Annotated in this window: 22 protein-coding genes and 1 riboswitch; of the genes, 8 read left to right on the plus strand and 14 right to left on the minus strand. The window is 67.1% G+C overall.

From position 1 onward, the window contains the following. The first annotated feature begins 11 nt into the window (after nt 1–11). On the plus strand, nt 12–569 hold the full coding sequence (locus ABE422_RS12885; protein ID WP_346483112.1) for a DUF3228 family protein: 558 nt from the start codon (nt 12–14) through the stop codon (nt 567–569). Between the two features lie 130 nt (nt 570–699). Here the strand turns inward: ABE422_RS12885 and ybaK are convergent, their stop codons facing one another. From ybaK to ahcY, 4 genes are all read right to left on the minus strand, one after another. Further along, entirely contained in the window at nt 700–1173 is a 474-nt protein-coding gene (gene ybaK, locus ABE422_RS12890) for a Cys-tRNA(Pro) deacylase (protein WP_346483113.1), read from the minus strand. Nucleotides 1174–1241: 68 nt separating this feature from the next. Then, entirely contained in the window at nt 1242–1481 is a 240-nt protein-coding gene (locus ABE422_RS12895; RefSeq protein ID WP_346483114.1) for a hypothetical protein, read from the minus strand. Nucleotides 1482–1483: 2 nt separating this feature from the next. Then, nucleotides 1484–2218, minus strand: a complete 735-nt coding sequence (locus ABE422_RS12900; protein WP_346483115.1) for a hypothetical protein — start codon at nt 2216–2218, stop codon at nt 1484–1486. A gap of 59 nt (nt 2219–2277) precedes the next feature. Beyond that, entirely contained in the window at nt 2278–3723 is a 1446-nt protein-coding gene (ahcY, locus tag ABE422_RS12905; protein WP_313210192.1) for an adenosylhomocysteinase, read from the minus strand. Nucleotides 3724–3758: 35 nt separating this feature from the next. Then, nucleotides 3759–3848, minus strand: a riboswitch (S-adenosyl-L-homocysteine riboswitch). Between the two features lie 126 nt (nt 3849–3974). Between ahcY and ABE422_RS12910 the strand changes: the two genes are divergently transcribed. Continuing rightward, nucleotides 3975–6509, plus strand: coding sequence for a prolyl oligopeptidase family serine peptidase (locus ABE422_RS12910; protein ID WP_346483116.1), 2535 nt, complete (start codon nt 3975–3977; stop codon nt 6507–6509). 359 nt (nt 6510–6868) lie between these two features. Beyond that, complete coding sequence (ppc, locus tag ABE422_RS12915; protein ID WP_346483117.1) at nt 6869–9580, plus strand: phosphoenolpyruvate carboxylase; 2712 nt, start codon at nt 6869–6871, stop codon at nt 9578–9580. Between the two features lie 111 nt (nt 9581–9691). Here ppc and ABE422_RS12920 read toward each other — a convergent pair whose 3' ends face one another. After that, on the minus strand, nt 9692–10210 hold the full coding sequence (locus tag ABE422_RS12920; protein WP_070471768.1) for an acyl-CoA thioesterase: 519 nt from the start codon (nt 10208–10210) through the stop codon (nt 9692–9694). Nucleotides 10211–10422: 212 nt separating this feature from the next. Beyond that, complete coding sequence (gene metK, locus ABE422_RS12925; RefSeq protein ID WP_313210185.1) at nt 10423–11634, minus strand: methionine adenosyltransferase; 1212 nt, start codon at nt 11632–11634, stop codon at nt 10423–10425. 327 nt (nt 11635–11961) lie between these two features. Between metK and ABE422_RS12930 the strand changes: the two genes are divergently transcribed. From ABE422_RS12930 to ABE422_RS12940, 3 genes are read left to right on the plus strand one after another with little or no spacing between them, the layout of a single operon-like run. After that, the gene (locus tag ABE422_RS12930) at nt 11962–12804 is read left to right on the plus strand and encodes a UDP-2,3-diacylglucosamine diphosphatase (RefSeq protein ID WP_346483118.1); all 843 of its coding nucleotides are present in this window, start codon (nt 11962–11964) and stop codon (nt 12802–12804) included. 48 nt (nt 12805–12852) lie between these two features. Continuing rightward, a complete protein-coding gene (locus tag ABE422_RS12935) occupies nt 12853–13929 on the plus strand; it encodes a metal-dependent hydrolase (RefSeq protein ID WP_346483119.1) in 1077 nt (358 codons plus the stop codon). Next, nucleotides 13926–14366: a hypothetical protein gene (locus ABE422_RS12940; protein ID WP_313210179.1), complete on the plus strand. Its 441-nt coding sequence runs from the start codon at nt 13926–13928 to the stop codon at nt 14364–14366. The genes ABE422_RS12935 and ABE422_RS12940 overlap by 4 nt, the downstream gene beginning before the upstream one ends. A gap of 13 nt (nt 14367–14379) precedes the next feature. Here ABE422_RS12940 and ABE422_RS12945 read toward each other — a convergent pair whose 3' ends face one another. The 6 genes from ABE422_RS12945 to ABE422_RS12970 form a co-directional block, all read right to left on the minus strand. Then, complete coding sequence (locus ABE422_RS12945) at nt 14380–15207, minus strand: methyltransferase domain-containing protein (protein WP_121042748.1); 828 nt, start codon at nt 15205–15207, stop codon at nt 14380–14382. A 9-nt stretch (nt 15208–15216) separates the two neighbouring features. Beyond that, on the minus strand, nt 15217–16209 hold the full coding sequence (gene dusB, locus ABE422_RS12950) for a tRNA dihydrouridine synthase DusB (protein ID WP_313210176.1): 993 nt from the start codon (nt 16207–16209) through the stop codon (nt 15217–15219). Between the two features lie 197 nt (nt 16210–16406). After that, nucleotides 16407–17153, minus strand: coding sequence for a SagB/ThcOx family dehydrogenase (locus ABE422_RS12955; RefSeq protein WP_346483120.1), 747 nt, complete (start codon nt 17151–17153; stop codon nt 16407–16409). A 14-nt stretch (nt 17154–17167) separates the two neighbouring features. Next, on the minus strand, nt 17168–18502 hold the full coding sequence (locus ABE422_RS12960; protein ID WP_346483121.1) for a YcaO-like family protein: 1335 nt from the start codon (nt 18500–18502) through the stop codon (nt 17168–17170). Further along, nucleotides 18499–19077 (minus strand): hypothetical protein, encoded by a 579-nt coding sequence (locus ABE422_RS12965; RefSeq protein WP_346483122.1) that lies wholly within the window; start codon nt 19075–19077, stop codon nt 18499–18501. Before ABE422_RS12965 ends, ABE422_RS12960 begins: the two co-directional genes overlap by 4 nt. A 51-nt stretch (nt 19078–19128) precedes the next feature. After that, nucleotides 19129–19986, minus strand: coding sequence for a hypothetical protein (locus ABE422_RS12970; RefSeq protein WP_346481802.1), 858 nt, complete (start codon nt 19984–19986; stop codon nt 19129–19131). 76 nt (nt 19987–20062) lie between these two features. Between ABE422_RS12970 and ABE422_RS12975 the strand changes: the two genes are divergently transcribed. Next, complete coding sequence (locus tag ABE422_RS12975) at nt 20063–20704, plus strand: hypothetical protein (protein ID WP_346481803.1); 642 nt, start codon at nt 20063–20065, stop codon at nt 20702–20704. 96 nt (nt 20705–20800) lie between these two features. On the opposite strand, the gene ABE422_RS12980 is transcribed toward ABE422_RS12975, so the two are convergent. Then, on the minus strand, nt 20801–21766 hold the full coding sequence (locus tag ABE422_RS12980; protein ID WP_313210164.1) for a ribokinase: 966 nt from the start codon (nt 21764–21766) through the stop codon (nt 20801–20803). Between the two features lie 26 nt (nt 21767–21792). Continuing rightward, the gene (locus ABE422_RS12985; RefSeq protein ID WP_121042760.1) at nt 21793–23091 is read right to left on the minus strand and encodes a nucleoside transporter C-terminal domain-containing protein; all 1299 of its coding nucleotides are present in this window, start codon (nt 23089–23091) and stop codon (nt 21793–21795) included. A gap of 252 nt (nt 23092–23343) precedes the next feature. On the opposite strand from ABE422_RS12985, the gene ABE422_RS12990 reads away from it, so the two are divergent. Beyond that, nucleotides 23344–24312: an aldo/keto reductase gene (locus ABE422_RS12990; RefSeq protein ID WP_346483123.1), complete on the plus strand. Its 969-nt coding sequence runs from the start codon at nt 23344–23346 to the stop codon at nt 24310–24312. Nucleotides 24313–24557: the final 245 nt, after the last annotated feature.

Genomic DNA, 24557 nt, shown 5'->3' on the forward strand with positions numbered 1-24557 from the left:
TGATTGTGCCCATGTCCATCGTTCTCACTGCGTTCGCCCGTCCCCGCCTGTTCCCGCGCGTCCCACGCGGCAACACCATCCAGGACTGCACCGCCGAGCAGTTCAAACAGCACCTCAACACGCATGCGCCGTTCAAGGTGCTCGATGGCTACGCGCCGTTCTGCAAACTGCATGTGTACGAAAACTGGACCTCCACGCGCTGCCTGACCGTGCCGATCACGGAGGGCAACCGCCACCAGCTGCGCAGTGGCTACGAGGCGCGCAACCGCGAGGAACTGCCGGTGCTGGTGCGCTGGTTCGAAGGCGTGGAATCGCCGCGCGCGAACTACCTGGTGGTGATCCTGTACAGCGCCGAGCAGTTGGCCAAAGAGGGCTCACCCATCGATGCGGAGTGGGGCATCGTCGGCTGCATCTACACCGCCGAACCGGAGGAAGTGCCGATGGCCCCGATCACCATGATGCGCAACGCATTGGGCGTGGAAGAGGGTGGCTCGGGCGTGCCGCTGGATCGCGAGGCGTATCAGCGCGCCGTGACGTTCTGGGACCGCAACGCCAACTGGCGGCCCTGAGGCGCTGGAGCCGCAGCGATGGCACGTTGATCGAAGACGACGGGTAGTGCCGGCCGGTGGCCGGCTCCTCAGTCTGTCTGACGCATGAGGCAAGCGTCACGGGGAGCCGGCCAGCGGCCGGCACTACCGGTCAACGCGGTTTGCCGACGCTCGCGTAGCTGCCGCCGGTGAGCTGCAGCAGATCGGCCGGTGCCAGCGCCACCTCCAGCCCGCGCCGGCCGGCGCTGACATGCAGCGTCGGTAGCGCCTGCGCGCTGGCATCGAGGAAGGTGCGGTGCTTTTTCTTTTGCCCCAGCGGGCTGATCCCGCCGACCAGGTAACCGGTGGCGCGCTGTGCCTGCTCGACCTGTGCCATCTCGCACTTCCTGCAGCCGGCTGTTTCGGCGAGCGCCTTCAGGTCAAGGGTGCCGCTCACCGGCACGATCGCCACCAGCAGCTCGTGCTTCTCGGTACTGGCCAGCAGCGTCTTGAATACCTGCGCTGGATCCAGGCCGAGCTGCTGCACTGCCTCGCCACCGTAGGAGTCGGCGGCGGCGTCATGGTGATAGGACAGCACGCTGTGCGCGATGCCGGATTGCTTCAGCAGGTTGATGGCGGGCGTCATGGCGGCATCCTAGCGCGACGAGTAATGCTGAGCTGGCCAAATCAATTGGTTCACTCAACGAGCGGGGTCTAATCATTTCTCCGGCCAAACGGCTTCATCTTTGTCAGATCGTCAAAATAACGACTATGGCTCAGCTTCAGATCAGACATGTCGTTGGCCTCAAGGACGACAACTTCATCGCCATCTTGATGTCCCAGCATCTGAATTTCGACTGCTAGCTTCTCGCTAGAAGCAGAGCTTCTGTCGGTGAATTCAGACAGTCTCACTACTGTTCTCAGTTTGCGATTGTAGTGGACGAGGTAAAACATTATTAAATTCCTCTCAATTTATCGCTGCCGAGTAAGCGCGATACCTGACGCATAGACGTATCAAATCTCTTCTTGGCGTCCGCTTTCTCCTCGCGGAGTGCCTTCCAGACGCTGTTCGGTACAGCGGCCTTCCTTGCGCTGTTAAATCGCACTGTTGCTTTCGCGTAATCTTCGTTTGCTCTTTCTGCTACTTCGAAGGACTCTGCTAAGAAAAGTAAGTGCTCCTGAAGGTCGGGAGGGCCGCCCCCATACTTCACTTCCTGGCCATGAATATCGGCCATCTTCTCTGAGATGCTGGCCCAGAAGTTCTGGATCATCGTCCTGATCTGAACTTCAACAATTCTGCCGCCGTGCTTTACCAAGACGTGAATGGCTCTGTAACCATGGCTTGAATCGATGGTCCGATCCACGATTCTGATGTCTAGGAACCACTGGCGAAGGCTGTCAGTAACCCGTCTTTGCTCCATTGTGGAAGCAACGACAACTCGACATCCGGCGATGTCCTGAATCTGGGCTAGCCTTGAACTGCTCCTGCGAAGCTTCTCAATAATCGACAACGTAGACTTAAACCGTCCTGTGACTGAAAGATATAGCTTCTCTTGAAGAATGCGGACGACATAGTTGTAGGAGGGGATGAACTCGGATCTGTATTCTTCAAGTTCGGTAAGGGTCGATGCATCGTCGTAACCCCCTCTTAGCAGGTCACCCAACTTAGTGACGCGACTATTGCTCAGCAAGGCACCTCTCTCCTAAAGCTGGCAGGGCTGCCGTGGCAGCCCTGCGGTTCTCACGCCGATCAGTAGCGGTAATGCTCCGGCTTGAACGGACCTTCCACCGGCACGCCGATGTAATCGGCCTGTTCCTGGCTCAGGGTGGTCAGCTTCACGCCGATCTTTTCCAGATGCAGGCGCGCCACTTCTTCGTCCAGCTTCTTCGGCAGCAGGTATACCTTCTTCTCGTAGCTGTCCTTGTTCGCCCACAGGTCGATCTGCGCGAGCGTCTGGTTGGCGAACGAGTTGGACATCACGAAGCTCGGGTGGCCGGTCGCGCAGCCCAGGTTGACCAGACGGCCATCGGCCAGCAGGAAGATCGCATTGCCGTTGTCGAAGATGTACTTGTCGACCTGCGGCTTGATGTTGATCTTCTGCACGCCGGCCAGCGCGTTCAGCGCATCGACCTGGATCTCGTTGTCGAAGTGGCCGATGTTGCAGACGATGGCCTGGTCCTTCATCGCGCTCAGGTGCTCGATGCGGATGATGTCCTTGTTGCCGGTGGTGGTGACGTAGATGTCGCCACGGCCCAGGGTGGATTCGAGGGTGTTGACCTCGAAGCCTTCCATCGCGGCCTGCAGGGCGCAGATCGGATCGATCTCGGTGACCACGACGCGCGCGCCGTAGGCGCGTAGCGACGCGGCGCAGCCCTTGCCCACGTCACCGTAGCCGCACACCACGGCGACCTTGCCGGCCAGCATCACGTCCATCGCGCGCTTGAGGCCATCGGCCAGCGACTCGCGGCAGCCGTACAGGTTGTCGAACTTGCTCTTGGTGACCGAGTCGTTGACGTTGATCGCCGGGATCAGCAGGGTGCCGGCCTGGGCCAGCTGGTACAGGCGGTGCACGCCGGTGGTGGTCTCTTCGGAGACACCCTTCCAGTCCTTGACCACGCGGGCCCAGTAACCCGGGCGCTCCTTGGCGACGCGCTTGAGCAGGTTCTTGATGACCTGCTCTTCGTGCGAGGCGGCCTTCTCGTTGACCCAGTCGCTGCCGTTTTCGAGCTCATAGCCCTTGTGGATCAGCAGGGTCACGTCACCGCCATCGTCCACCACCAGCTCCGGGCCGGTCAGGGTGCCGTCGGGCAGGGTGAAGGTCAGTGCGTCCAGGGTGCAGTCCCAGTATTCCTCCAGCGACTCGCCCTTCCAGGCGAACACCGGGGTGCCCGACTTGGCAATCGCCGCCGCCGCGTGGTCCTGGGTCGAGAAGATGTTGCACGAGGCCCAGCGCACGTCCGCGCCGATGTCCTTCAGGGTCTCGATCAGCACCGCGGTCTGGATGGTCATGTGCAGCGAGCCGGTCACGCGCACGCCCTTCAGCGGCAGGGTGGCGGCGTGCTTGCGACGGATCGACATCAGGCCCGGCATTTCATGCTCGGCGATGTCCAGCTCCTTGCGGCCCCAATCGGCCAGGGAGATATCGGCAATCTTGTAATCGCCTTCGGTGGAGAAGGTCTTGGCAACAGCGTTCATTCAAAGCTCCGGTGTAATGACGAGTCGATACTCGTGTTCGCCGGGCGCCGTTGGAACCAATCCTGGCCACCGAGCCTGGCCGCCCCCGGAGAAGGTCCGGAACGGTCGCAGCGCCCCTCGGTGGAGGGTCACCCATTATATCGCGGCCGGTTGCATTGGCATGAATCGGTCCCTGCCCCCAACCATCGGCAGGGGGGCGATCGGCGCGCGGCTGTTAAGGTCGGGGGTTCGTATCAGCACAGGCACACACCATGACACGCACCCCCGGTCGACGCGCTCCACAGTGGCGCCATACCTTGATCCTCGGACTGGCCCTGCTGGCGGTGCCGCCGTTGGCGCTGGCCGCCGCCCCGGCCGCGAAGACCACTGCGCCGACCGCAGCCGCCGCCAAGGGCGATCAGGGCGGCTACGAGCTACCGTCGCCGGCCCTGCAGGCCGTGGTCGATGCGCCGCGTGCCCCGACCCTGAGCCTGTCCCCGCGCCGTGACCTGGCCGCGCTGCTGCAGACACCGCCGCTGCCGTCGATCAACGACGTGGCCCAGCCCGAACTGAAGCTGGCCGGCCTGCGCATCAACCCGGCCACGCATTCGGCCAGCCGCTTCAGCTTCGCCGACAAGCTGTGGCTGATGAGCGTCGCCGATGGCAAGGAGCGCCAGATCAGCGGGTTGCCGCAGCCGTTGTCGATCGCCACCTTTGCCTGGTCGCCGGACCAGAAGTACATCGCCTTCAACCAGGTGCAAGCGGTCACCCGCACCAATGAGCTGTGGATCGTCGATGTCGAGGCCGGTTCGGCGCGCCGCCTGGTCGGTGATCTGAACACCGTGATGGGCGATGGCTACAGCTGGCAGCCCGACAGCCGCGGCCTGCTGGTGATGCAGCAGCTCAAGGGGCAGGGTGCGGCACCGGCCGCCGGCGGCATCCCGACCGGCCCTGCGATCCAGCAGACCGAGGCCGACGCCGGTGTGCGCACGATCCGTACCTACCAGGACATGCTCAAGAACGAGGCCGATGCCCGCCTCTTCGACTACTACGCCAGCGCGCAGCCGGCCAAGGTCGCGCTCAACGGCGTGACCACGCCGCTGTCCACCGGTGGGGTGTACTGGGATGTCACCCTCTCCCCGGATGGCCGTTACCTGCTGAGCGAGCGGGTGGTGCGTCCGTATTCCTATCTGGTGCCGGCCAGCGCGTTCGCGCGTCGCATCGAAGTGCTGTCCGCCGTGGACGGCAAGCTCGAACACACCGTCGCCGACCTGCCGTTGAAGGAAGGCCTGCCGACCGGCAACGATGCGGTGGCCACCGGCGTGCGCCGGATCGACTGGCGCGCCGATGCACCGGCGACCCTGGTCTGGGCCGAAGCGCAGGACGGCGGCGACCCGAACCGCGAGGCCAAGGTGCGCGATGCGGTGCTGATGCAGGCCGCCCCCTTCGATAAGCCGCCGGTGACGCTGGCGCAGCTGGGCAGCCGTTACGCGGGCATCCAGTGGGGCCGTGGCGATCTGGCGCTGCTCAACGAATCGTGGTGGAAGAACCGCGAGGTCAAGCAGTGGCGGATCGCGCCGGACCAGCCGGAGAAGGCGGCGGAACTGCTGTCGGCGCGTTCCTCCCAGGACCGCTACAACGACCCGGGCCGCCCGGGCCTGGTGCGCGACGTCAACGGTCGCTCGCGCCTGCAGGTCAGCGCCGATGGCCGCAGCATCTTCCTGTACGGGCTGGGCGCCTCGCCGGAAGGCGACCGTCCGTTCGTGGATCGCCTTGATCTGGACAGCAAGCAGACCACCCGCCTGTTCCACTCGCAGGCGCCGTCCTACGCCGCGCCGGTGGCGCTGCTTGACCAGGAAGGCACCTCGCTGCTGCTGACCCGTGAATCGCCCGACGAGCCGGCCAACTTCTACGTGCAGTCGCTGGCCGATGCCACCGCCGCACCGAAGGCGTTGACCCACTTCCAGCACCCGCTGCCGCAGCTGCGTGGGGTGAGCAAGGAGCAGATCCGCTACAAGCGCAACGATGGCGTCGACCTGACCGCCACGCTGATGCTGCCGCCGGGCTACAACGCGAAGAAGGACGGTCCGTTGCCGCTGCTGATGTGGGCCTATCCGGGCGAGTTCAAGACGGCCGAGGCCGCCAGCCAGGTCACCGATTCCCCGTACCGCTTCAACGCGATCAGCTACTGGGGCCCGCAGGCGTTCCTGGCCAAGGGCTACGCGGTGCTGGTCAGCCCCTCGATGCCGATCATCGGCGAGGGCGACAAGGAGCCGAACGACACCTACCTGCCGCAGCTGATCGCCAATGCCGAGGCGGCCGTGAATGAAGTGGTGCGGCGTGGCGTGACCGACCGTGAGCACATCGCGATCGGTGGCCACTCCTACGGTGCGTTCATGACCGCCAACCTGCTCGCGCATACCCGCCTGTTCAAGGCCGGCATCGCGCGCAGCGGTGCGTACAACCGCACGCTGACCCCGTTCGGCTTCCAGGCCGAAGAGCGCAACTACTGGCAGGCGCAGGACGTCTACCAGAAGATGTCGCCGTTCAACTATGCCGACAAGATCAAGGACCCGATCCTCTTCATCCACGGCGTGGACGACAACAATTCCGGCACGTTCCCGATCCAGAGCGAGCGCATGTTCGCCGCGGTGAAGGGGCTGGGCGGTACCTCGCGCCTGGTGATGCTGCCCAACGAATCGCATGCTTACCGCGCGCGCGAATCGATCATGACCATGCTGGCCGAAAGCGAGCGGTGGCTGGAGCAGACCGTAGGCGAGGGCAAGCCGGTCAAGAAGAAGCGCTGATCGGCCCTGGCCGGCACCCATCGTGATGGGGCCGGCCACGATCCGATGCGGATCCTGGTCGTTGATGCCGGCCGTTGGCCGGTACGGAAAATGACAGGTAGGTACCGGCCGTTGGCCGGTACGGAAAATGACAGGTAGGTACCGGCCGTTGGCCGGTACGAAAAATGACGGGTGGGTACCGGCCGTTGCCGGTACGAAAAATGATGGGTAGGTACCGGCCGTTGGCCGGTACGAAAAATGATCGGCAAGCGCCGGCCAGCGGCCGGCACTACCAGATGTAACTATTTGCGCGACGCAGCAACGACGCGATTGTGGGTTAGGCTTGAGCGGATTCCGTTCCCGAGGCCAGTGCGTCGCAGATGAACGAGTACCGTAGCAGCATCGTTTTTGCCACTCCCGATATTCCCCTGCGTGACGATGTACGCCGACTCGGCGCACTGGTCGGCGACCTGCTCGCCGAGCAGGTCTCCACGCAGTTTTTCGATGATGTGGAACAGGTGCGTACGCGCGCCATCGCCCGCCGCGAAAGCGACGCCCCGCTGTCCGACCTCAACGATGCCCTGACCGGCCTGCCGCCCGAGCGCGCCGAAGCGATGGTGCGTGCGTTCAGCACCTACTTCCAGGTGGTGAACATCGCCGAGCGCGTGCACCGCATCCGACGTCGCCGTGACTACCAGCGTGCCGGTACGGCCACACCGCAGCCGGATGGCCTGCAGGACGCACTGGTCAATCTCAAAGCGCAGGGCGTGACCCTGGCCGAGCTTGCCGAGTGGCTGCCGCGCATCGATATCGAGCCGGTGTTCACCGCGCATCCGACCGAAGCGGTCCGCCGTGCGCTGCTGGAAAAAGAGCAGTTGATGGTTGCCAGCCTGGTCGACAACCTCGACGGCCAGCGCACGCCGGGTGAAGCCGCCGCCGACGCGGCACGTTTCCGCATGGCCCTGACGGCGTCGTGGCAGACCACCGATTCCTCGCCTGTGCGCCCGACCGTGGACGACGAGCGGGAGCATGTCGGCTTCTACCTGGTGCAGGTGCTGTACCGGGTGATTCCGGTGCTGTACGAATCGCTGCAGCAGGCGCTGCTGGATACCTACGGCGAGGAACTGCCGCTGCCGCGCCTGCTGCGCTTCGGCACGTGGGTGGGCGGCGACATGGATGGCAATCCGAACGTGGACGCCGGCACCATCCGCAACACGCTCGATGCGCAGCGCCAGGCCGTACTCGGCCGCTACCAGAAAGACCTGCTGCAGCTGGCCAGCCTGCTCAGCCAGTCCACCGAGCGGGTGGCGGTCAGCGATGCGCTGCAGGCACGTGTGGAGCAGTACAAGGTGCTGCTGCCCAAGGTCACCTCGCGGCCGCGACATGCCGACATGCCCTACCGCCTGCTCAACGACCGCATGCGCGCACGCGTGCAGGCGACGATGGACGATGCGGAAGGCGCCTACGCGTCGCCGCAGGAACTCACCGACGACATCGAGCTGATCCTGCGCAGCCTGCACGACAACAAGGGCGACCACGCGGGCGGTTTCGCGGTGCGCCGCCTGCTGTGGCGGGTGCGTACCTTTGGCTTCCATCTGGCACGGTTGGACGTGCGCCAGGAGTCCAGCGTGCACGGCCGCGCGCTCGCCAGTGTGCTGGATGGGCAGGACGCCTGGGACGCCGCCGACGCGGTCACCCGCGCCGCGCGCCTGGCCCCGTTCGCCAGTGGCGAGCAGGCGCTGCCGGCGAGCGATGAGGAGGGCGGTGAGCGGCTGGATGCAGTGTTCGCGGCACTGGCCGATGCACGCCGGCGACACGGTGCCGATGCGCTGGGCAGCTACATCATCTCGATGGCGCACGACCGCAGCGATGTGCTCGCCGTACTCGCGCTGGCGCGCCGCGGCGGCCTGGTGGATGACGCCGGCGCGGTGCCGCTGGACATCGCGCCGTTGTTCGAAACCGTGGATGACCTCAAGCGCGGTACCGACACCCTGCGCGATCTGCTGGCCGACCCGGTCTACCGCACGCACCTGGCCTCGCGCGGTGATGTGCAGATGGTGATGCTCGGCTATTCGGACAGTGGCAAGGACGGTGGTATCGCGGCCTCGCGCTGGGGGCTGCAGCGCGCCCAGGTGGAACTGCTGGACGTCGCCGCCGAGAACGACATCCGGCTGACCTTCTTCCACGGCCGTGGCGGCTCGATCAGCCGCGGGGGTGGCAAGACCACGCACGCCGTGGATGCCTCGCCGCGCGGCAGCATCGACGGCCGTCTGCGCGTGACCGAGCAGGGCGAAGTGATCCATCGCAAGTACGGCATCCGTGCACTGGCGCTGCGCTCGCTGGAGCAGTCCACCGGTGCGGTGCTGCGCTCCAGCCTGCGCCCGCGCGCAGCGGAACCGCGCGAGGAACAGTGGCGCCCGGTGATGGACCTGATCGCGCAGAAGAGTGCGGAGGCGTACCGCGCCTTCGTCGGCCAGAAAGACTTCATGCAGTACTTCCGCCTGGCCACGCCGATCGACGTCATCGAGCGGATGACCTTGGGCTCACGCCCTTCGCGCCGGCTGGGCGAGGATGCCGCACTGACCAACCTGCGCGCGATTCCATGGGTGTTTGCGTGGAGCCAGGCGCGTGCCGTTATCCCGGGCTGGTATGGCGTCGGCAGTGGCCTGCAGGCGGCGATCGATGCCGGTCACGAAGGCCTCCTGAAAGAGATGGCGCGCGACTGGCCGTTCTTCAGCACCTTCCTGGACGACATCGCGATGGTGCTGTCCAAGGGCGACCTGACCATCGCCGAACAGTTCTCGCAGTTGTCCGGTGCGTTGCATGGCCGCTTCTTCCCGCAGATCCAGGGCGAGCTTGAGCTCACCTCACAGTGGATCCTGGCATTGACCGGGCAGGACGCACTGCTGCAGCACGACCAGCGCCTGGCGCTGTCGATCCGCCTGCGTAATCCCTACATCGATCCGATCAGCGTGCTGCAGGTGGACCTGCTGCGCCGCTGGCGGGAGAGCGGGGGCGAAGACGACGATGTGCTGCGCGCGCTGGTGGCGTGCGTGAACGGTGTTTCGCAGGGCGTACAGAACACCGGATAGGCCACGCCGGGTAGTGCCGGCCGCTGGCCGGCAGCGCGCGCCATATGGCAGGTATCGACCAACGGTCGATACCTGGCCGGTAGGCCATGACCGTTGGTCATGGCCCAGGGCTCAGACCCGCTCGACCAGATCGCCCGGTGCAGGCGGATTGGATGCCAGCAGCTCCAGGTGGCGCTGCTCCATCTCTTCGCGCAGCTGGCGGCGGATCAACGCGGCGGCATGCCGGCGGCGTTCGTCGGCGGTCTCCAGCACCAGCGGCGGCACCGGGGTCGGCTTGCCGTCGTCGTCCACCGCGACCATGGTGAAGAAGCAGCTGTTGGCGTGGCGCACGCTGCGCTTGAGGATGTCCTCGGCCACCACCTTGACCCCGATCTCCATCGAGGAGGTGCCGGTGTAGTTCACCGAGGCCAGGAAGGTGACCAGCTCGCCGACCGCGATCGGCTGGCGGAACATCACCTGGTCCACCGACAGGGTGACCACGTAGCTGCCGGCATAGCGGCTGGCGCAGGCATAGGCGACCTGGTCGAGCAGGCGCAGCACGGCACCGCCGTGCACCTTGCCGGAGAAATTGGCCATGTCCGGCGACATCAGCACCGTCATGGACAGCTGGTTGGATTTGAATTCGGGCATGGACAGAGTGTAGCGCCGGTTGCCCGCCCGGTAGAGCCGACCGTTGGTCGGCTGGGCTTGCCACGCGCGCCGATGGGCAGAGTGCCGCACATACGACGACGGGCCGCTTTCGCGACCCGTCGTTTGTTTCGATCATTGCCGCGCTGCGCGCGGCCAGCCGACCAACGGTCGGCTCTACCCGTAAGAAAAGGGCCGCTTTCGCGGCCCATTTCTTACTTCAACTTCGCATCCGCGCGCAGGGCGGCGGCGCGATCGGTCTTCTCCCAGGAGAAGGCGGTCGCGTTGACGGTTTCGCCAGCAGCGTTGAGGTAGCTGAAGTCCTTCGGCTTGCGGCCGAAGTGACCGTAGGCCGCAGTCTGCTGGTACATCGGGTGGATCAGGTCCAGCATCTGGATGATGCCGTACGGGCGCAGGTCGAAATGCTTGCGGATCAGCTTTTCGATCTTGTCATCGCTGATCTTGCCGGTGCCGAAGGTGGTGACCGAGATCGAGGTCGGCTCGGCCACGCCGATGGCGTAGGAGACCTGCACTTCGCAACGGTCGGCCAGGCCGGCAGCCACGACGTTCTTGGCGACGTAACGGGCCGCGTAAGCCGCCGAACGGTCGACCTTGGACGGATCCTTGCCCGAGAACGCACCACCCCCGTGACGGGCCCAGCCGCCGTAGGTGTCGACGATGATCTTGCGGCCGGTCAGGCCGCAGTCGCCCACCGGGCCGCCGATCTCGAACTTGCCGGTCGGGTTGATGTGGAACTTGGTGCCCTTGTGCAGCCACTTGGCCGGCAGCACCGGCTTGATGATCTCTTCGCGGACGGCCTCGATGAGGTCCTTCTGCTTCACGCCCGGGGCGTGCTGGGTCGACAGCACCACCGCGTCGATGGCCGAGACGGCACCGTTTTCATAGCGCAGGGTGACCTGGCTCTTGGCATCCGGGCGCAGCCAGGACAGCGGCGAATTCTTCTTCTTGCGGATCTTGGCCTGCTGCTCGACCAGGCGGTGCGACAGGTGGATCGCGGCCGGCATGTAGCTGTCGGTCTCGTTGGTGGCATAGCCGAACATCAGGCCCTGGTCGCCAGCGCCCATTTCTTCGGGCTTCTTACGGTCCACGCCCTGGGCGATGTGCGGCGACTGCTTGCCGATCAGGTTCAGCACGCCGCAGGTCGCGCCATCGAAGCCGACGTCGGAGCTGTCGTAGCCGATGTCCAGGATCACCTTGCGGGTCAAGGCTTCCAGGTCGATCCAGGCGCTGGTGGTGATTTCACCGGCGACGATGGCCACGCCAGTCTTGACCATGGTTTCGCAGGCCACGCGCGCACGCTTGTCCTGGGTCAGGATCGCGTCCAGCACCGCATCGGAGATCTGGTCGGCAATCTTGTCCGGATGGCCTTCGGAGACCGATTCGGAGGTGAACAGGTAGCTGGACATCAGGCGTAATATCCTTTGATTCGGATGGAAAGATGGCCGCGAATGATACACGGCAAGTCGCGCACTTGCATTGTGCGTCAGCACGGGTTGCCCGTGGTTAAGCCCGCGTGCCCGTCGCAGGGCCCGGTGTGACGGGATTGGGGCCCAGGGTCGCCGCCCAGTGTTCCACGAGCGTGACAAATGGCCTGCCGCCTGTGCCGATGGGCGGGCGCCCGGATGCTCCCGAGGCCGGGGCGTGTCACCCGCCCGTCGTCAAACCGCCATCGGGCTGTCGCCGGGGCCGTGCAGGCTTCGGCGCATCCGGCCGCCGGACCTGAGGAGCACGCCATGCACGCATTCGAGCAGCGCGACGCGCGGGAGGCCGCCCCACGGCCCGTGACGACCCTGGCGCCCCATCGGCGGGCCGTCTTCCTGTCTGACGTGCACCTGGGCTCACGCCACTGCCATGCCGCCGAACTGGCCCGGTTCCTGGCCGAGCTGCGCTGCGAACGGCTGTATCTGGTGGGCGACATCATCGACCTGTGGTGGATGGCGCACCGCCGGGCCGCCTGGCGGCCGGCCCACAGCGAGGTGATCCAGGCGCTGCACGCGCTGCAGCGCACCGGCACCGAGATCATCTACATCCCGGGCAACCACGATGCCTCGCTGCGCAAGGTCTGCGGGCTGATGCTGCCGGCCATGCAGGTGCGGCGCCGGGCAATCCATGTGACCGCCGACGGGCGCCGGCTGCTGGTCGTGCACGGCGATGACTACGACGGTGTCACCCACTTCGGCGGCCTGCAGGAACAGTTCGGGGACTGGCTGTACTACCGCATCCTCACCGGCAACCACCTGCTCAATGCCGCGCGACGACGGCTCGGCCAGCGCTACTGGTCGCTCTCCGAATTCCTCAAGAAGCGCAGCGGCGCGGCCGAGCGTTACATCGAGCGCTTCGTCCAGGCCGGGCTTGAGGATGTGCGGCGGCGCGGTCTGGATGGCATCGTCTGCGGGCATATCCACCGTGCCGCGCTGGTCGAGCGCGACGGGCTGATCTATGCCAACGACGGTGACTGGGTGGAAAGCCTGACCGCGTTGGCCGAAGACCCGGATGGGAGCCTGCGGCTGCTGGATCACACCGGGCAGACCCTGGTGGCGCTGCCCGGCAGCGCCGAATTGGCCAGAGCGGCCTGAGCAGAACGGCAGAGGCGCATGGCCAGTCCCGGCTGCTAGCATCGGCCGATGGACTCCTTTACCCAGATCGTTCTCGGCGGCGCGGTCGCCGCCGCCATCGCCCCGGCTGGCCATCGCCGCGCGGCCCTGTTGGCCGGTGCCGCACTCGGCACCCTGCCGGACCTGGATGCGCTGGTACTGGCCTTCACTGCTGCCGATCCCGTGGCGCTGATGGTCGAGCACCGCAGCTACAGTCACTCGCTGCTGGTGCTGCCGTGGGTGGCTGCGCTGATCTGGTGGCTGTTCAAACGGTTCGGTCACGGCCGCGTGGCGCAGGCGCCGGGGCGCTGGTTCTGGGCGATCCTGCTGGCGCTGATCACCCATCCGCTGCTGGATGCCTTCACCGTCTACGGCACCCAGCTGTGGTGGCCGTTCACCCCGCACCCGACGATGTGGGCCAGCGTCTTCATCATCGACCCGCTGTATACCGTGTGGCTGCTGCTCGCCTGCGCGGTGGCATGGTTCGCGCGGGCGCGTCCGCTGGCGCAGAAAGCGCTGGTGGCCGGGCTGGTGCTAAGCAGTGGTTACCTGGGCTGGTCGTTGCTGGCCAAGCACATCGTCGATCGCGACGCCGATCGCGCGCTGGCGGCGATGGGGCTGGGCGATGCGCCGCGCTTCTCGGTGGCGATGCCGTTCAACACGCTGCTCTGGCAGGTGGTGGCGATGACGCCCAACGGCTACGTGATCGGCGAACGCTCGCTGATCGCCGACCGCGGCCCGATGACCTTCGAGGGCCATCCCTCCAACGTGCAGGCCCTGCGCCAGGCGGCCGAGCTGCCGGCCGTGCAGCGGCTGAACTGGTTCAACCGCGGCTTCATGCGTGCCCAGGTGGTCGATGGCGAACTGCGGCTCAGCGATCTGCGCATGGGCCTGGAGCCGGACTACACCTTCACCTTCGCGGTTGCGCGGGCGGAAGGCGATGGCTGGGCCGGGATCACACCGCGACAGCTGCGCCCGGCGTATGAAGGGGAGCAGGGCAGGACGATGCTGAAGCGCCGGTTCGCGGCCCTGTGGCAGCGCATCTGGCATGCGCCGCCGAGCACCGACGTGATCGCACCGAAGGCAGGTTGGACGGAGGCACCGTGACCGAACGGTTTGAAATGGAGATCAATGGCACGCGCTACACGCGGCTGGCCGATGTACCGCCGGAATACCGCGCGCTGTTGCTGGATGTGACCCCGGGCCGCTCGGCCGAGCAGCCGGCGGTGCCGTTGCGCGAGATCCTGCACAAGGCCAAGGCGCAGCCGGACCGCGCGCGCCAGCAGCAGGTGCTGCTGGACGAGCTGCGCAAGGTCGATCCCGAGCGCGCGCGACGCATGCAGAACAAGCTCACCGAGCGCAGCCAGCGGCCGGCCACCGGTACCCTGGAAGTGGGCAGCACGCCCACCGCACGCCCGCGCGAAGGGGCCCGCAACACCGCCGGTGGCAGCACGGTGGCCCCGGGGGACCGGGGCGGACTGGGCATCTGGTTGCTGCTGGCCGCCGCGGTCGTGGTGACCGTGATCGCCTGGGCGACGCGGTAGGTCCGCGACGCGGTCAGTACACGGTCGCGCGGGCCTGCACGAAGGAGAAGAAGAACACCGCGTTGGGGTCGTTCTGGACCAGGCTGAACTCGCGGCGCATGCCGTCCACCGTTTCCTGGTCGACCAGCCCGGCCTCCAGCAGCGGATCGGCGGCCGACAACAGCAGCTGCTCCCAGAACGCGATCATGGTCTTGCGACGGGCCGGTTCGCGGTTGTCCAGGTGGATGGTCTTGATCTCGGTGTGCACATCGCGGAAGCCACCGGCCAGCAGCAGGTTGCCGAGCTTGGCACCGACGAACGGATCGCCCCCGTGGTCGTACTGGAAATCGTTGAAGGCCATCCAGTAGCGCCAGATATGCGGCGAGTACGGATCGAGCAGGAACGAGGCGTTCATCACTTCGGTGACATACACCGGCGAACCCGGCACCAGCACACGGCGCACCTCGTTGAGCACCCGCGCCGGTGACGGCACATGCTCCAGCACCCAGCACAGGAAGGCCGAATCGAACTCGCGCGCGCCGAACGGCAGGTTGCCGGCATCGGCCTGCAGCAGCGTGTAGCGCTCGCGGCACCACGGCGTCCTGGCCAGATTGGTGGCTGCGGTGGCCAGCTGCGCCTCGCTCAGGTCCACGCCGGTGACATGCAGTTCCGGGAACCGCCGCAGCAGGATGTCCGTCTGTGCCCCGACGCCGCTGCCGACTTCCAGCAGGCGCGTGGCGCCGCCGTAATCGATGCCGCTGAAGATGCTCGATTCGAACAGGCGCGACTGGGTGACCAGGCGGTGCTGCTCGGTATCGGAGAAGCCGTGGAGATAGGTCGGTGCAGTGATGGGCGGGGTCATGGCGAAGGCTCAGGCAGCGGACGACAACGACTCGCCGGCGGCGAGGGCGTCGAAATATTCGGTGGTCAGGGCGACCTGGCTGGCCGCATCCTCGGCGCGGTTGACCACCGCACGGAAGGCGGCGTTTTCCGGCCGGTCCTTGGCGTACCAGCCCAGGTGCTTGCGCGCGATGCGCACGCCCTGCTGCTCGCCATAGAAATCATGCAGCGCATGCAGGTGGCCCAGCAGCAGGTCGCGTACCTCGGCGACCGACGGCGGCGCCAGCAGCGCGCCGGTGGCCAGGTAATGCGCCACCTCGCGGAAGATCCACGGGCGGCCCTGGGCGGCGCGACCGATCATCACCGCGTCCACGCCGGTCTGCTTGAGCACCTGCGCGGCCTTCTGCGGTGAATCGATGTCGCCGTTGGCGATCACCGGAATGCGCAGCGCGGCCTTGATCGCGGCGATGGTCTCGTACTCGGCGGTGCCGGTGTAGTGCTGGTCGCGGGTACGCCCGTGCACGGCCAGCGCGGCGATGCCGCTGTCTTCGGCGATGCGCGCGATCAGCGGGCCATTGCGATGGTCGCAATCCCAGCCGGTGCGGATTTTCAGGGTGACCGGCACGTCCACCGCGTTGACCACTGCGGTCAGGATGCGCGCGACCAGATCCTCATCGCGCATCAGCGCCGAACCGGCCCAGGCGTTGCACACCTTCTTGGCCGGGCAGCCCATGTTGATGTCGATGATCTGCGCACCGTGGTCCACGTTGTAGCGCGCCGCCTCGGCCAGCTGCTGCGGCTCGGTCCCGGCGATCTGCACGCTGATCGGGTCCGGCTCGCCGGCATGGTCCATGCGGTGGAGCGATTTGCGGGTGTTCCAGAAGCGCGGATCGGAAATGGTCATCTCCGAGGCAGCCAAGCCCGCACCCAGCTGTTTGCACAGCAGGCGGAAGGGCTTGTCGGTGACACCGGCCATCGGCGCCAGCACCACGTTGGGCTGGATGTTGTAGGGGCCAATCTGCATGTGCGCATTGTAGTGCCGGCCGCTGGCCGGCAACCACGCAGGCACCGGTACCTGTTCAGGCCGATCCGGAAGGGCCTGATGCGCTCCGGTCATGAGCATATGCTTGACGATTGCTTCCGCCGCCCCCAGCGGCGGCTGATGCTGGCGGGTTACCGGTTACCGGTTACGCGCGAATAGGTGCCGACCAACGGTTGCGCTCAGGGCGCCGGACCACACGCATAGGCCAGCACCGCCAGATGCCGCTGCGGGTCGAGCCCGAGCAGGGCCAGCACGGCGGCGTCCTCGAACGCGCCGATCGCGCAGCCGGCGGCGTTCATCGCCGCCACTTGCTCCCCCAGTGCGCCCAGCCAGACCCCGGCCTCGATCAATACGAAGCGGCCACCGCGCTCGCCGTACTTGGCCAGCGTGCCGGCCGGTTCGGCGATCAGGAACAGCACGGCCGCCGGGCGCTCGGGCCAATCCACGCCGAGCAGCCTGGACAGCGCCGGCCATGCGGGGCAGGGCCCCACCGGCACCAGTGCATGCCCGATCGGGTCGTACCAATGGATGCCCGGCTCTGCGGCGATCGCGTCATCGGTGCCGTACAGCGCGGCATACGCCTGGATCGGGTATTTGGCACCGCCGGACGGCAGGCGCCGCGTGTCACTGTCGCCGGGCCGGGCCCGCAGCGGGGCCAGCACGCGCCCCAGTTCCTGCGCGCCCCAGCGTGCGTTGCCGAAGCGGCGGCCACTGTGGCGCTGCGCCAGGGCGTCACCCGGCTGTACCGGGTCCGGCAGGGCGATGCCGGCGGCCGCATGCAACGGGCGGGGTGGCGACCCGGGGCGTGCGGCATCTTCGGCGATACGCGTGCGCATCACCTCGGCGCGCGCGGGATTGAGCTCGCCGTTGTGCCAGAACAGATGGAACAGCGGGGCATCGTGCCAGGGGGAGGGCGGTGACGGCATGCGGTCCTCGTGCATCAGCCCAATGGATGCGGGAAGGAATTGGGAAACGCGCCGCTGTGCGGCACGCCGGGATACCGCCACGCCACATCCTGGCAGCGGCCACCAAGGAACGGTGCACGCTCGTCGGCATGCAGGCCACTGAGCTGCGGCGACAGCACGCGCATCACCCGCAGGCCGGCCGCGGCCACATCGGTGGTGGTCAACTCGCGGAAGTACAGCGCGATGCCGGCACGGCCGAGCCGACGCCGCAGCATGTCCAGCTCGGCAATCGCGCGCGGCGCGGCGGGGAGGACCGCGGCGCCCGGCGGGGGCAGCGTCAAGGTGCTGTCCTCCGCCGCCCGCAGCAGCGGCAGCTGCGGCCACAGCGCCGGGCGCAGGGTGTAGAACGCGGCATGTTCGTCGAAGCTGCGCAGCGCGGCCGGTTCACGCGGAAGCCGCGCGTTTTCGCGGCTACACAGATGCGCGGCGAAGGTCAGCGCCTGCTGCCATTCCAGCAGCGCCTTGTGCAGCGCCTCGCCCGGATCGGCGCGGCAGGCGATGCCGAGGACGTAACGGGGGCGGCCTTCGAACGGAATGCCGCCGGCGACCGCGATCACCGGGTGCGGGTTCCAGTGCTGGGTCAGGTCGAAGGCCTGCAGTTCGCCCCCGCGCGCGTCCGCGAATGCCTGCCATTGGGTCGGCAGGGCGATCCGCCGGCCGGCCACGCCATTGAGCCAGGTCACCGCCAGCGCATCGCGCTCCAGCAGCTCCTGGGCCGCGCGCAGCAGCGCCAGCCAGGCCCCATCGCGGCCATCCCGCCAGGCCGCCAGACCACTGGACGTCGACGGCAATCGCGCCTGGCCGCTGCGCGGCCCCAGTCCGACCAGTTCCTGCGGCACCCAGGCCACCCGGTTGTCATCCAGTGCATGCACCGCGGCGAACAGATCGTCGTCGCGTTCGGGCATCGGCCATGGAAAACCCGGCGTTGCGCGTTGTCGGGCCGAGAACAGCGCGAAGGCCGATTCGTCCAGGCGTTGTGCGGGCGTCAGCGCATCGCGGCGACGCACCTCCAGGCCCGCCTGCGCCGCCGCCAGTCGCTCCAGGGCTTCGGCAACCGCGCCATCGGCGGCCGCATCGGCCTCCAGCGCGACCGCGCCAGAGACGCCCTGCCAGGGATTGGCCGGATCGGCCGGGGTGGCGGCATTGTGTACGCGCCGTCCCTCGAACAAGGGCCCGGTGGCATCGCAGGGGTTGGCCTCGATCGGCTGTGCCGGGCGCACCAGACCGCAGCGCGGACGCGCCGCGCCATGCAGCAGGTGCGACGACAGCGTGGGCGTTTCCAGCGCCGCCTGCACGGCGGCGCGGCTCATTTCAACACGCTCAGCCAGAGCATCATCTCGAGCGCGCCGACGGCGAACAGGCCCAGCAGCAGCCCGATGGCGATACCGATGCCGCGCCCGAGCGAACGCCCCGTGCGTTCGTAGACGAGGGCATAGATGCCCAGATACAGCCCCACGGCGACGAACAGCCCGAATATCGGGTTGGCGGTGCTCATGAAAATGCCACCGCCGATCGCGGCCAGCGGCAAGGCGAACAGCCCGAGCAACACCCGACTGGTGCGGCTCAATCCGGCCACCGGCACGACAGCGACGGGGGTGTCCGGACGGTCCGGCGTCGCAGCGCTGATCGGTGTCTGCGGCAACGCAGGTGGCTGGGGGGGGAGGTCCGTACCGGTGTCGACGCTGGCGACCGTGGCGTGTGCGTCGCTGCTGACGGCCGCAGTTGTTACGGGGTCCAGCTTGCCAAGCACCACCGCCGACAGCACCGAGGTGCCGAGCAGGGTGACGATGCAGGAACTGCAGGTGGTCGACGTCGAGCCGCCGCCTGCCGCGGCAAGGTCCTGGCGTGAGGCACTGGCATCGAACTGGGTCGGCAGGCGATACATGAGGTCACTCCATTGACCGGGGCGGAAACGCCCGGCGCGTGGCGCACATTATCACGGGCGCCCGGTGTCCCAAGGCAAGGACAGCGGTGGTGGCAGTGAGGCTTCGCCACCCTGGCAGGCGGGGCACCACGGCAGCCGCAGCACCCGGTCGCGTTCGCCGTGCAGGCGCTGCAGGTCGAGCCAGACGCTGCGTTCGAGATAGCCCAGCAACAGCGGCGGCTGATCCAGCAAGGGGGCGACCAGCGCCGCGATCCGGGCCGGTTGCGCTGCGACCGCCGGCATTGCCGGCACGGGTGCTTCGCCCCAGCGGCGCAGCACCCGGTTGCCCAGGCAATACACGCAGGCGCTCTGGCCGGGCACTACATAGGGGCCCAGCGCGAGCGTGTGGTGATAGCTGAGGTCGAGCAGCAGATGCGGTTGTACCGGCATCTGTGTGCGGTAGCGGGCCAAGGCCTGTTCCCAGCCCAGCCCGTGCCGGACCAGCACGAGGAGGTCGGCATCCGCGATGGCATCTACGCGCTGCAGATCCGCGCTGGCATGCCGGTCGAAGGCGTCGGCCAACCCGGGCAGCGGTTCGCCGAGCCAGTCGATTGCGTAGCGCTTCACTCTGCGCGCGGCGCGCCGCGGCACCAGCACACCGAGACGTATCAACTGGCGGGCCGCCGGGCCGCACTCGGCATCGTCCTGCAGGATCGCCAGGGTGTCGTTTTCCCAGTGGCCGAGGATCCGCTCGATGACCGTCGGGGTGTCGGCCTCATCGACGACATACAGTTCGTCGGCGCCACCGGACACCAGCAGCAGCGGGCGCTGCGCATGGGTCTGCGAAAACAGCGCCCAGGCCGGATTGCGCGTCCAGCGCGGTTCGCCCACGTGCGGGCCGGCGTGTTCCTGACTGCCTGCTGCTGCCACTGCGTACAGTCCGTGTATCCGCGAAAACGCAAGGATAGCGGCAAACAGGCGGGCCACGTTCTGCTAGGGTGCGCGCGTGCCCACGCCGCCTGTTGCCACCGCGTCCGTCCTCCAGCCGCCCTGGCGCGAGGCGATGCTGTGGATGCTGCTGCTCGGCGCCATGTTCATCCACGGCTACAGCTGGACCAACCACTGGGCCGCCAGCCAAGCCCAGACCTATAGCCTGCACGGTCGCTGGGACGAGGCGATTCCGTTCTGGGCGTGGACGATCTGGCCGTACCTGGCCCTGAACCTGCTGTACCCGCTGACGTTCTTCCTCTGCCCGACCCGATCGGCCCTGCGCCGCCATGCGCTGGCCATCGCGCTGGTGCAGGCCGCCTGCATGCTCGCCTTCGTGTGCTGGCCGACCGGCAACGTGCGTGTTTTGCCCCAGCCGGATGGCGTGAGCGGGCTGTTGTTCGCACAGCTGCGCGCGTTCGAGGCGCCGTTCAACATGGCGCCGTCGCTGCACGCCGCGGTATTGGTGGTGGTCTGGCAGGCATGGCGGCAGTGGCTGCAGGCCGATGCGACGGCACTGCGCTGGCTGTGGCACGGCGCCTGTGGGCTGATCCTGCTCTCGACGCTCACCACCTGGCAGCACGATCTGCTGGACGTGCTTGCCGGACTCCTGGTGGGCGCGCTGGCGCTGTGGATCACGCGGCCCCGACGCTTGCGGTAGGCCTGGCGCATCGTACCCACCAACGGTGGGGACTGCCGCTTCCAAAAAAAAAGGCCAGCGCGAACGCTGGCCTCTTGGTATCCACACCGGTGACGCTTACTTGTTTTCGGCGTCGGCCGGGGTGAAGTGCGGCATCGCCGCGGCGGCGCCTTCCTTCTCGGTCGAACGACCGGCGAACTGATTGGCGAAACGCACGTGGCGGGCAAACGCCGCCTCCGGGTCCTGCGCGATCGAGGCGACCAGGGCGCCGTTGAACGCATCGCCTGCACCGGTGGTGTCCAGCACCTGCACCTGCTCGGCGCCCACGCGGTAGTACGGCTGCGTGTCGCCACGCAGGTTTTCTTCTGCGTGCGACACGAATACACCGACCGAACCCAACGTCACCACCACGGTGCCGTTGCCGACCAGCTTGCGGCACAGCGCATGCAGGCTGGCGCCATCCAGCGCGGCGACGTCGTTGGCATCCACGCGCTCGCCGACATGACGGCCGAGCAGGGCAGCGAACTCGGTCTCGTTCGGGGTCAGCACATCGGCCAGCTTGAGCAGGCCGATGCTGGAGGGTGCATCGGCAGGCGCCACGTTGAGCACGGTGGTGGCACCGGCTTCACGCGCGATCGCCAGGGCGGCCTCGATGGTTTCCACCGGCGATTCCAGCTGCGCCAGCACCACCTTGGCACCGGCCAGCAGCGCGCGCTGCTGTTCGACGAAGTCCAGGCTCAGCGCGGCGTTGGCCCCCGGGCCGATCACGATGGTGTTGCGGCCCCGGCTGTCGACATAGATACCGCCGGTGCCGGTCGGCTCGCTGCTGGCTTCGGCGGTCAGCGCAAAGCCATCCTGCTCGGCCAGGCCGCGCGCCATCGCACCGCCGGCGTCATCGCCCAGCGCGCACAGGAACGTGGTCGGCGCGCCGGCACGGCGGGCGGCCACGGCCTGGTTGAAGCCCTTGCCGCCGGGACCGGTGCTGTAGCGGCCGGCGATGGTCGCACCCGGGGCCGGGAGCGACTCACAACGCCAGACATGATCCACATTGAAGGAACCGATTACGACGACACTGCTACTCATAAAGACTGTTTCTCAGGGAACGGATATCAGCTGAAATGCGTCAGCACGCCGGCGATGGTCGCCGTCATGAAGGTGGCAATGGTACCGCCGAGCACGGCACGCAGGCCGAACTTGGCCAGATCGTGGCGACGCTCTGGCGCCAGCCCACCAATACCACCGATCTGGATCGCGATGGAGCTGAAGTTGGCAAAACCGCACAGCGCGTAGGTGGCGACCAGGCGACCCTCGGCCGACAGCACCGTGCCCGGCACCTCGCCTCGGATGATCTTGGCCAGCTCCGAATACGCCACGAACTCGTTGATCACCACCTTCTGGCCGATCAGCGAGCCCACCGTGGTGGCATCGGCCCACGGGGTGCCGATCACCCAGGCGATCGGGGCCAGCAGGAAGCCGAACAGCGTGGACAGGTCGGTCGGGCGGCCGATGAGCGCGGCCAGGCCGGTGATGTCACCCAGCCAGGTCAGGGGCGCGTTGATCAGGGCGATCAGGGCGATGAAGGCCAGCAGCATCGCACCGATGTTCAGCGCCAGCTTGAGGCCGTCGCCGGCGCCGGCGGCAGCCGCGTCGATGATGTTGCTGGAGGTCTTCTCCACTTCCATCTTGACCGTGCCGCGGGTCAGCGGGGTACCGGTCTCGGGCACCAGCAGCTTGGCCACCACCAGGGTCGCCGGGGCCGCCATGATGCTCGCGGCCAGCAGATGCTTGGCGTAGAAGGCCTGTTCGACCGGATCGCCGGCACCGAGCATGCCCACATACGCGGCCAGCACGCCGCCGGCAATGTGCGCCATGCCGCCGATCATCATGGTGATCAGCTCGGACTGGGTCATCTTGGCGATGTACGGGCGTACCGTCAGCGGCGCTTCGGTCTGGCCGATGAACACGCTGGCGCAGACGCTGGTGGTTTCCGCACCGGACACACGCATGATCTTGGTGATCGCCCAGGCCATGCCGCGCACGATCATCTGCATCACGTTGAGGTGGTACATGACCCCCATCAGCGCCGAGAAGAAGATGATGGTCGGCAGCACCTGGAAGGCGAAGATGAAACCGAACTGGCTGGTGTCCATCAGGCTGCCGAAGATGAAGCCCGAGCCGGCGTTGACGAACTCCAGGATCTTGACGAAGCCCTTGCCCAGCGCGTCGAACACATCACGGCCACCCGGGACCAGCAGCACCACCGCCGCGAACGCGATCTGCAGTGCGATACCGGTGACGACCAGGCGCCAGTCGACAGCCCGCTTGTTGTTCGAGAACAACCAGGCAATGCCGATCAGCACTGCCAACCCGAACAGGCCGAAGCCAATCCTGCCCAAACCTTCGACCATGAGACTTCCCTTGGGGCGCCGCGAAAAACGGGAAGCCTAGAGCAGCGGCAGGGGCGGGGCAAGGAAAAGCAGCGTCCGCGAGCCGATCGGTCGTGATCGGGCCTGTATCGGCAAGGCATGGCCCGGTTTCCGTGCGGCGTGTCACGGGGCGTGAGACCGCCGCCGCGGCAAGGCGCGCGGAACTGCGCCGCCCCGCTCTACACTTACCGGCATCGATCCGGCCCGGTCGCGGGCCCGCAGCAGGAGAACCACATGCTCTATCGCCGTCTTGGCTCCACCGGCCTGAAGCTCTCGGCCCTGTCCTTCGGGGCCTGGGTGACCTTCGGCGACCAGATCGGCCGCGATGAGGCCCGCAAGCTGATCGCCACCGCCTGGGATGCCGGGGTCAATTTCTTCGACAACGCCGAAGGCTATGCCCGCGGCCGCGCCGAGCAGGTGATGGGCGATGTGATCGCCGACCTGCGCCTGCCGCGCGATGGCTTCTGCGTCTCCAGCAAGGTGTTCTTCGGCGCCGTCGACGACCCGCGCCCTACCCAGCACGGGCTGTCGCGAAAGCATGTCACCGACGCCTGCCACGCCGCGCTCAAGCGCCTGCGGGTGGAGTACCTGGACCTTTACTATTGCCATCGCCCGGATCCGGATACCCCGATCGCCGAGACCGTGCAGGCCATGGATACCCTGATCCGCCAGGGCAAGGTGCTGTACTGGGGCACGTCGGAATGGTCGGCCGCGCAGATCCAGGAGGCGGTAGACATCGCCCGCGCGCGCAACCTGCATGCGCCCTCGATGGAACAGCCGCAGTACAACCTGCTGCACCGCGAGCGGGTGGAGCGCGAATACGCGCCGCTGTATGCCGAGGCTGGCCTGGGCACCACCATCTGGTCGCCGCTGGCCTCGGGCCTGCTGACCGGCAAGTACAACGCCGGCGTGGACCCGCAGTCGCGGCTGGGCCAGGAACAGCTGGGCTGGCTGAAGGCGCAGGTGCTCGACGATGGCAGCGTCCGCATGGAGCGGGTGCGGCGCTACACCGCACTGGCCGCGCAGCTGGGCGTCTCGCCGGCGCAGCTGGCGATCGCCTGGTGCCTGCGCAATCCGAATGTGTCCAGCGTGATCCTCGGCGCCAGCCGGGTCAGCCAGCTGGAAGAGAACCTGGGCGCACTGGCGCTGTTCGAGCAGCTCGATGAGAGCGTCTGGCAGCAGGTGGAAGCGGTCTTTGCCTGATTGCGTCTGTCGGGATCCGGAGAGCCGGCCAGCGGCCGACACTACCGCTGCTGCGGCGGCGGCAGACAGAAGCGGGGTCGCTACGCAGAACGGAGCAGGGTGTTTGCAACAGGCGCCGTCCCTCCAGGGTAGTGCCGGCCGCTGGCCGGCTCTGCAGTTCACCCGACGGGCGACCACGCACAGATGGCGATTGATAAAGGCTATCGAAGTTGGGTAGTCGATCATTAATGCCATCTATCAAAGTG

Origin of the sequence: Stenotrophomonas sp. TWI1151 (assembly GCF_039673135.1) — a bacterium.
Taxonomy (GTDB): Bacteria; Pseudomonadota; Gammaproteobacteria; order Xanthomonadales; family Xanthomonadaceae; genus Stenotrophomonas.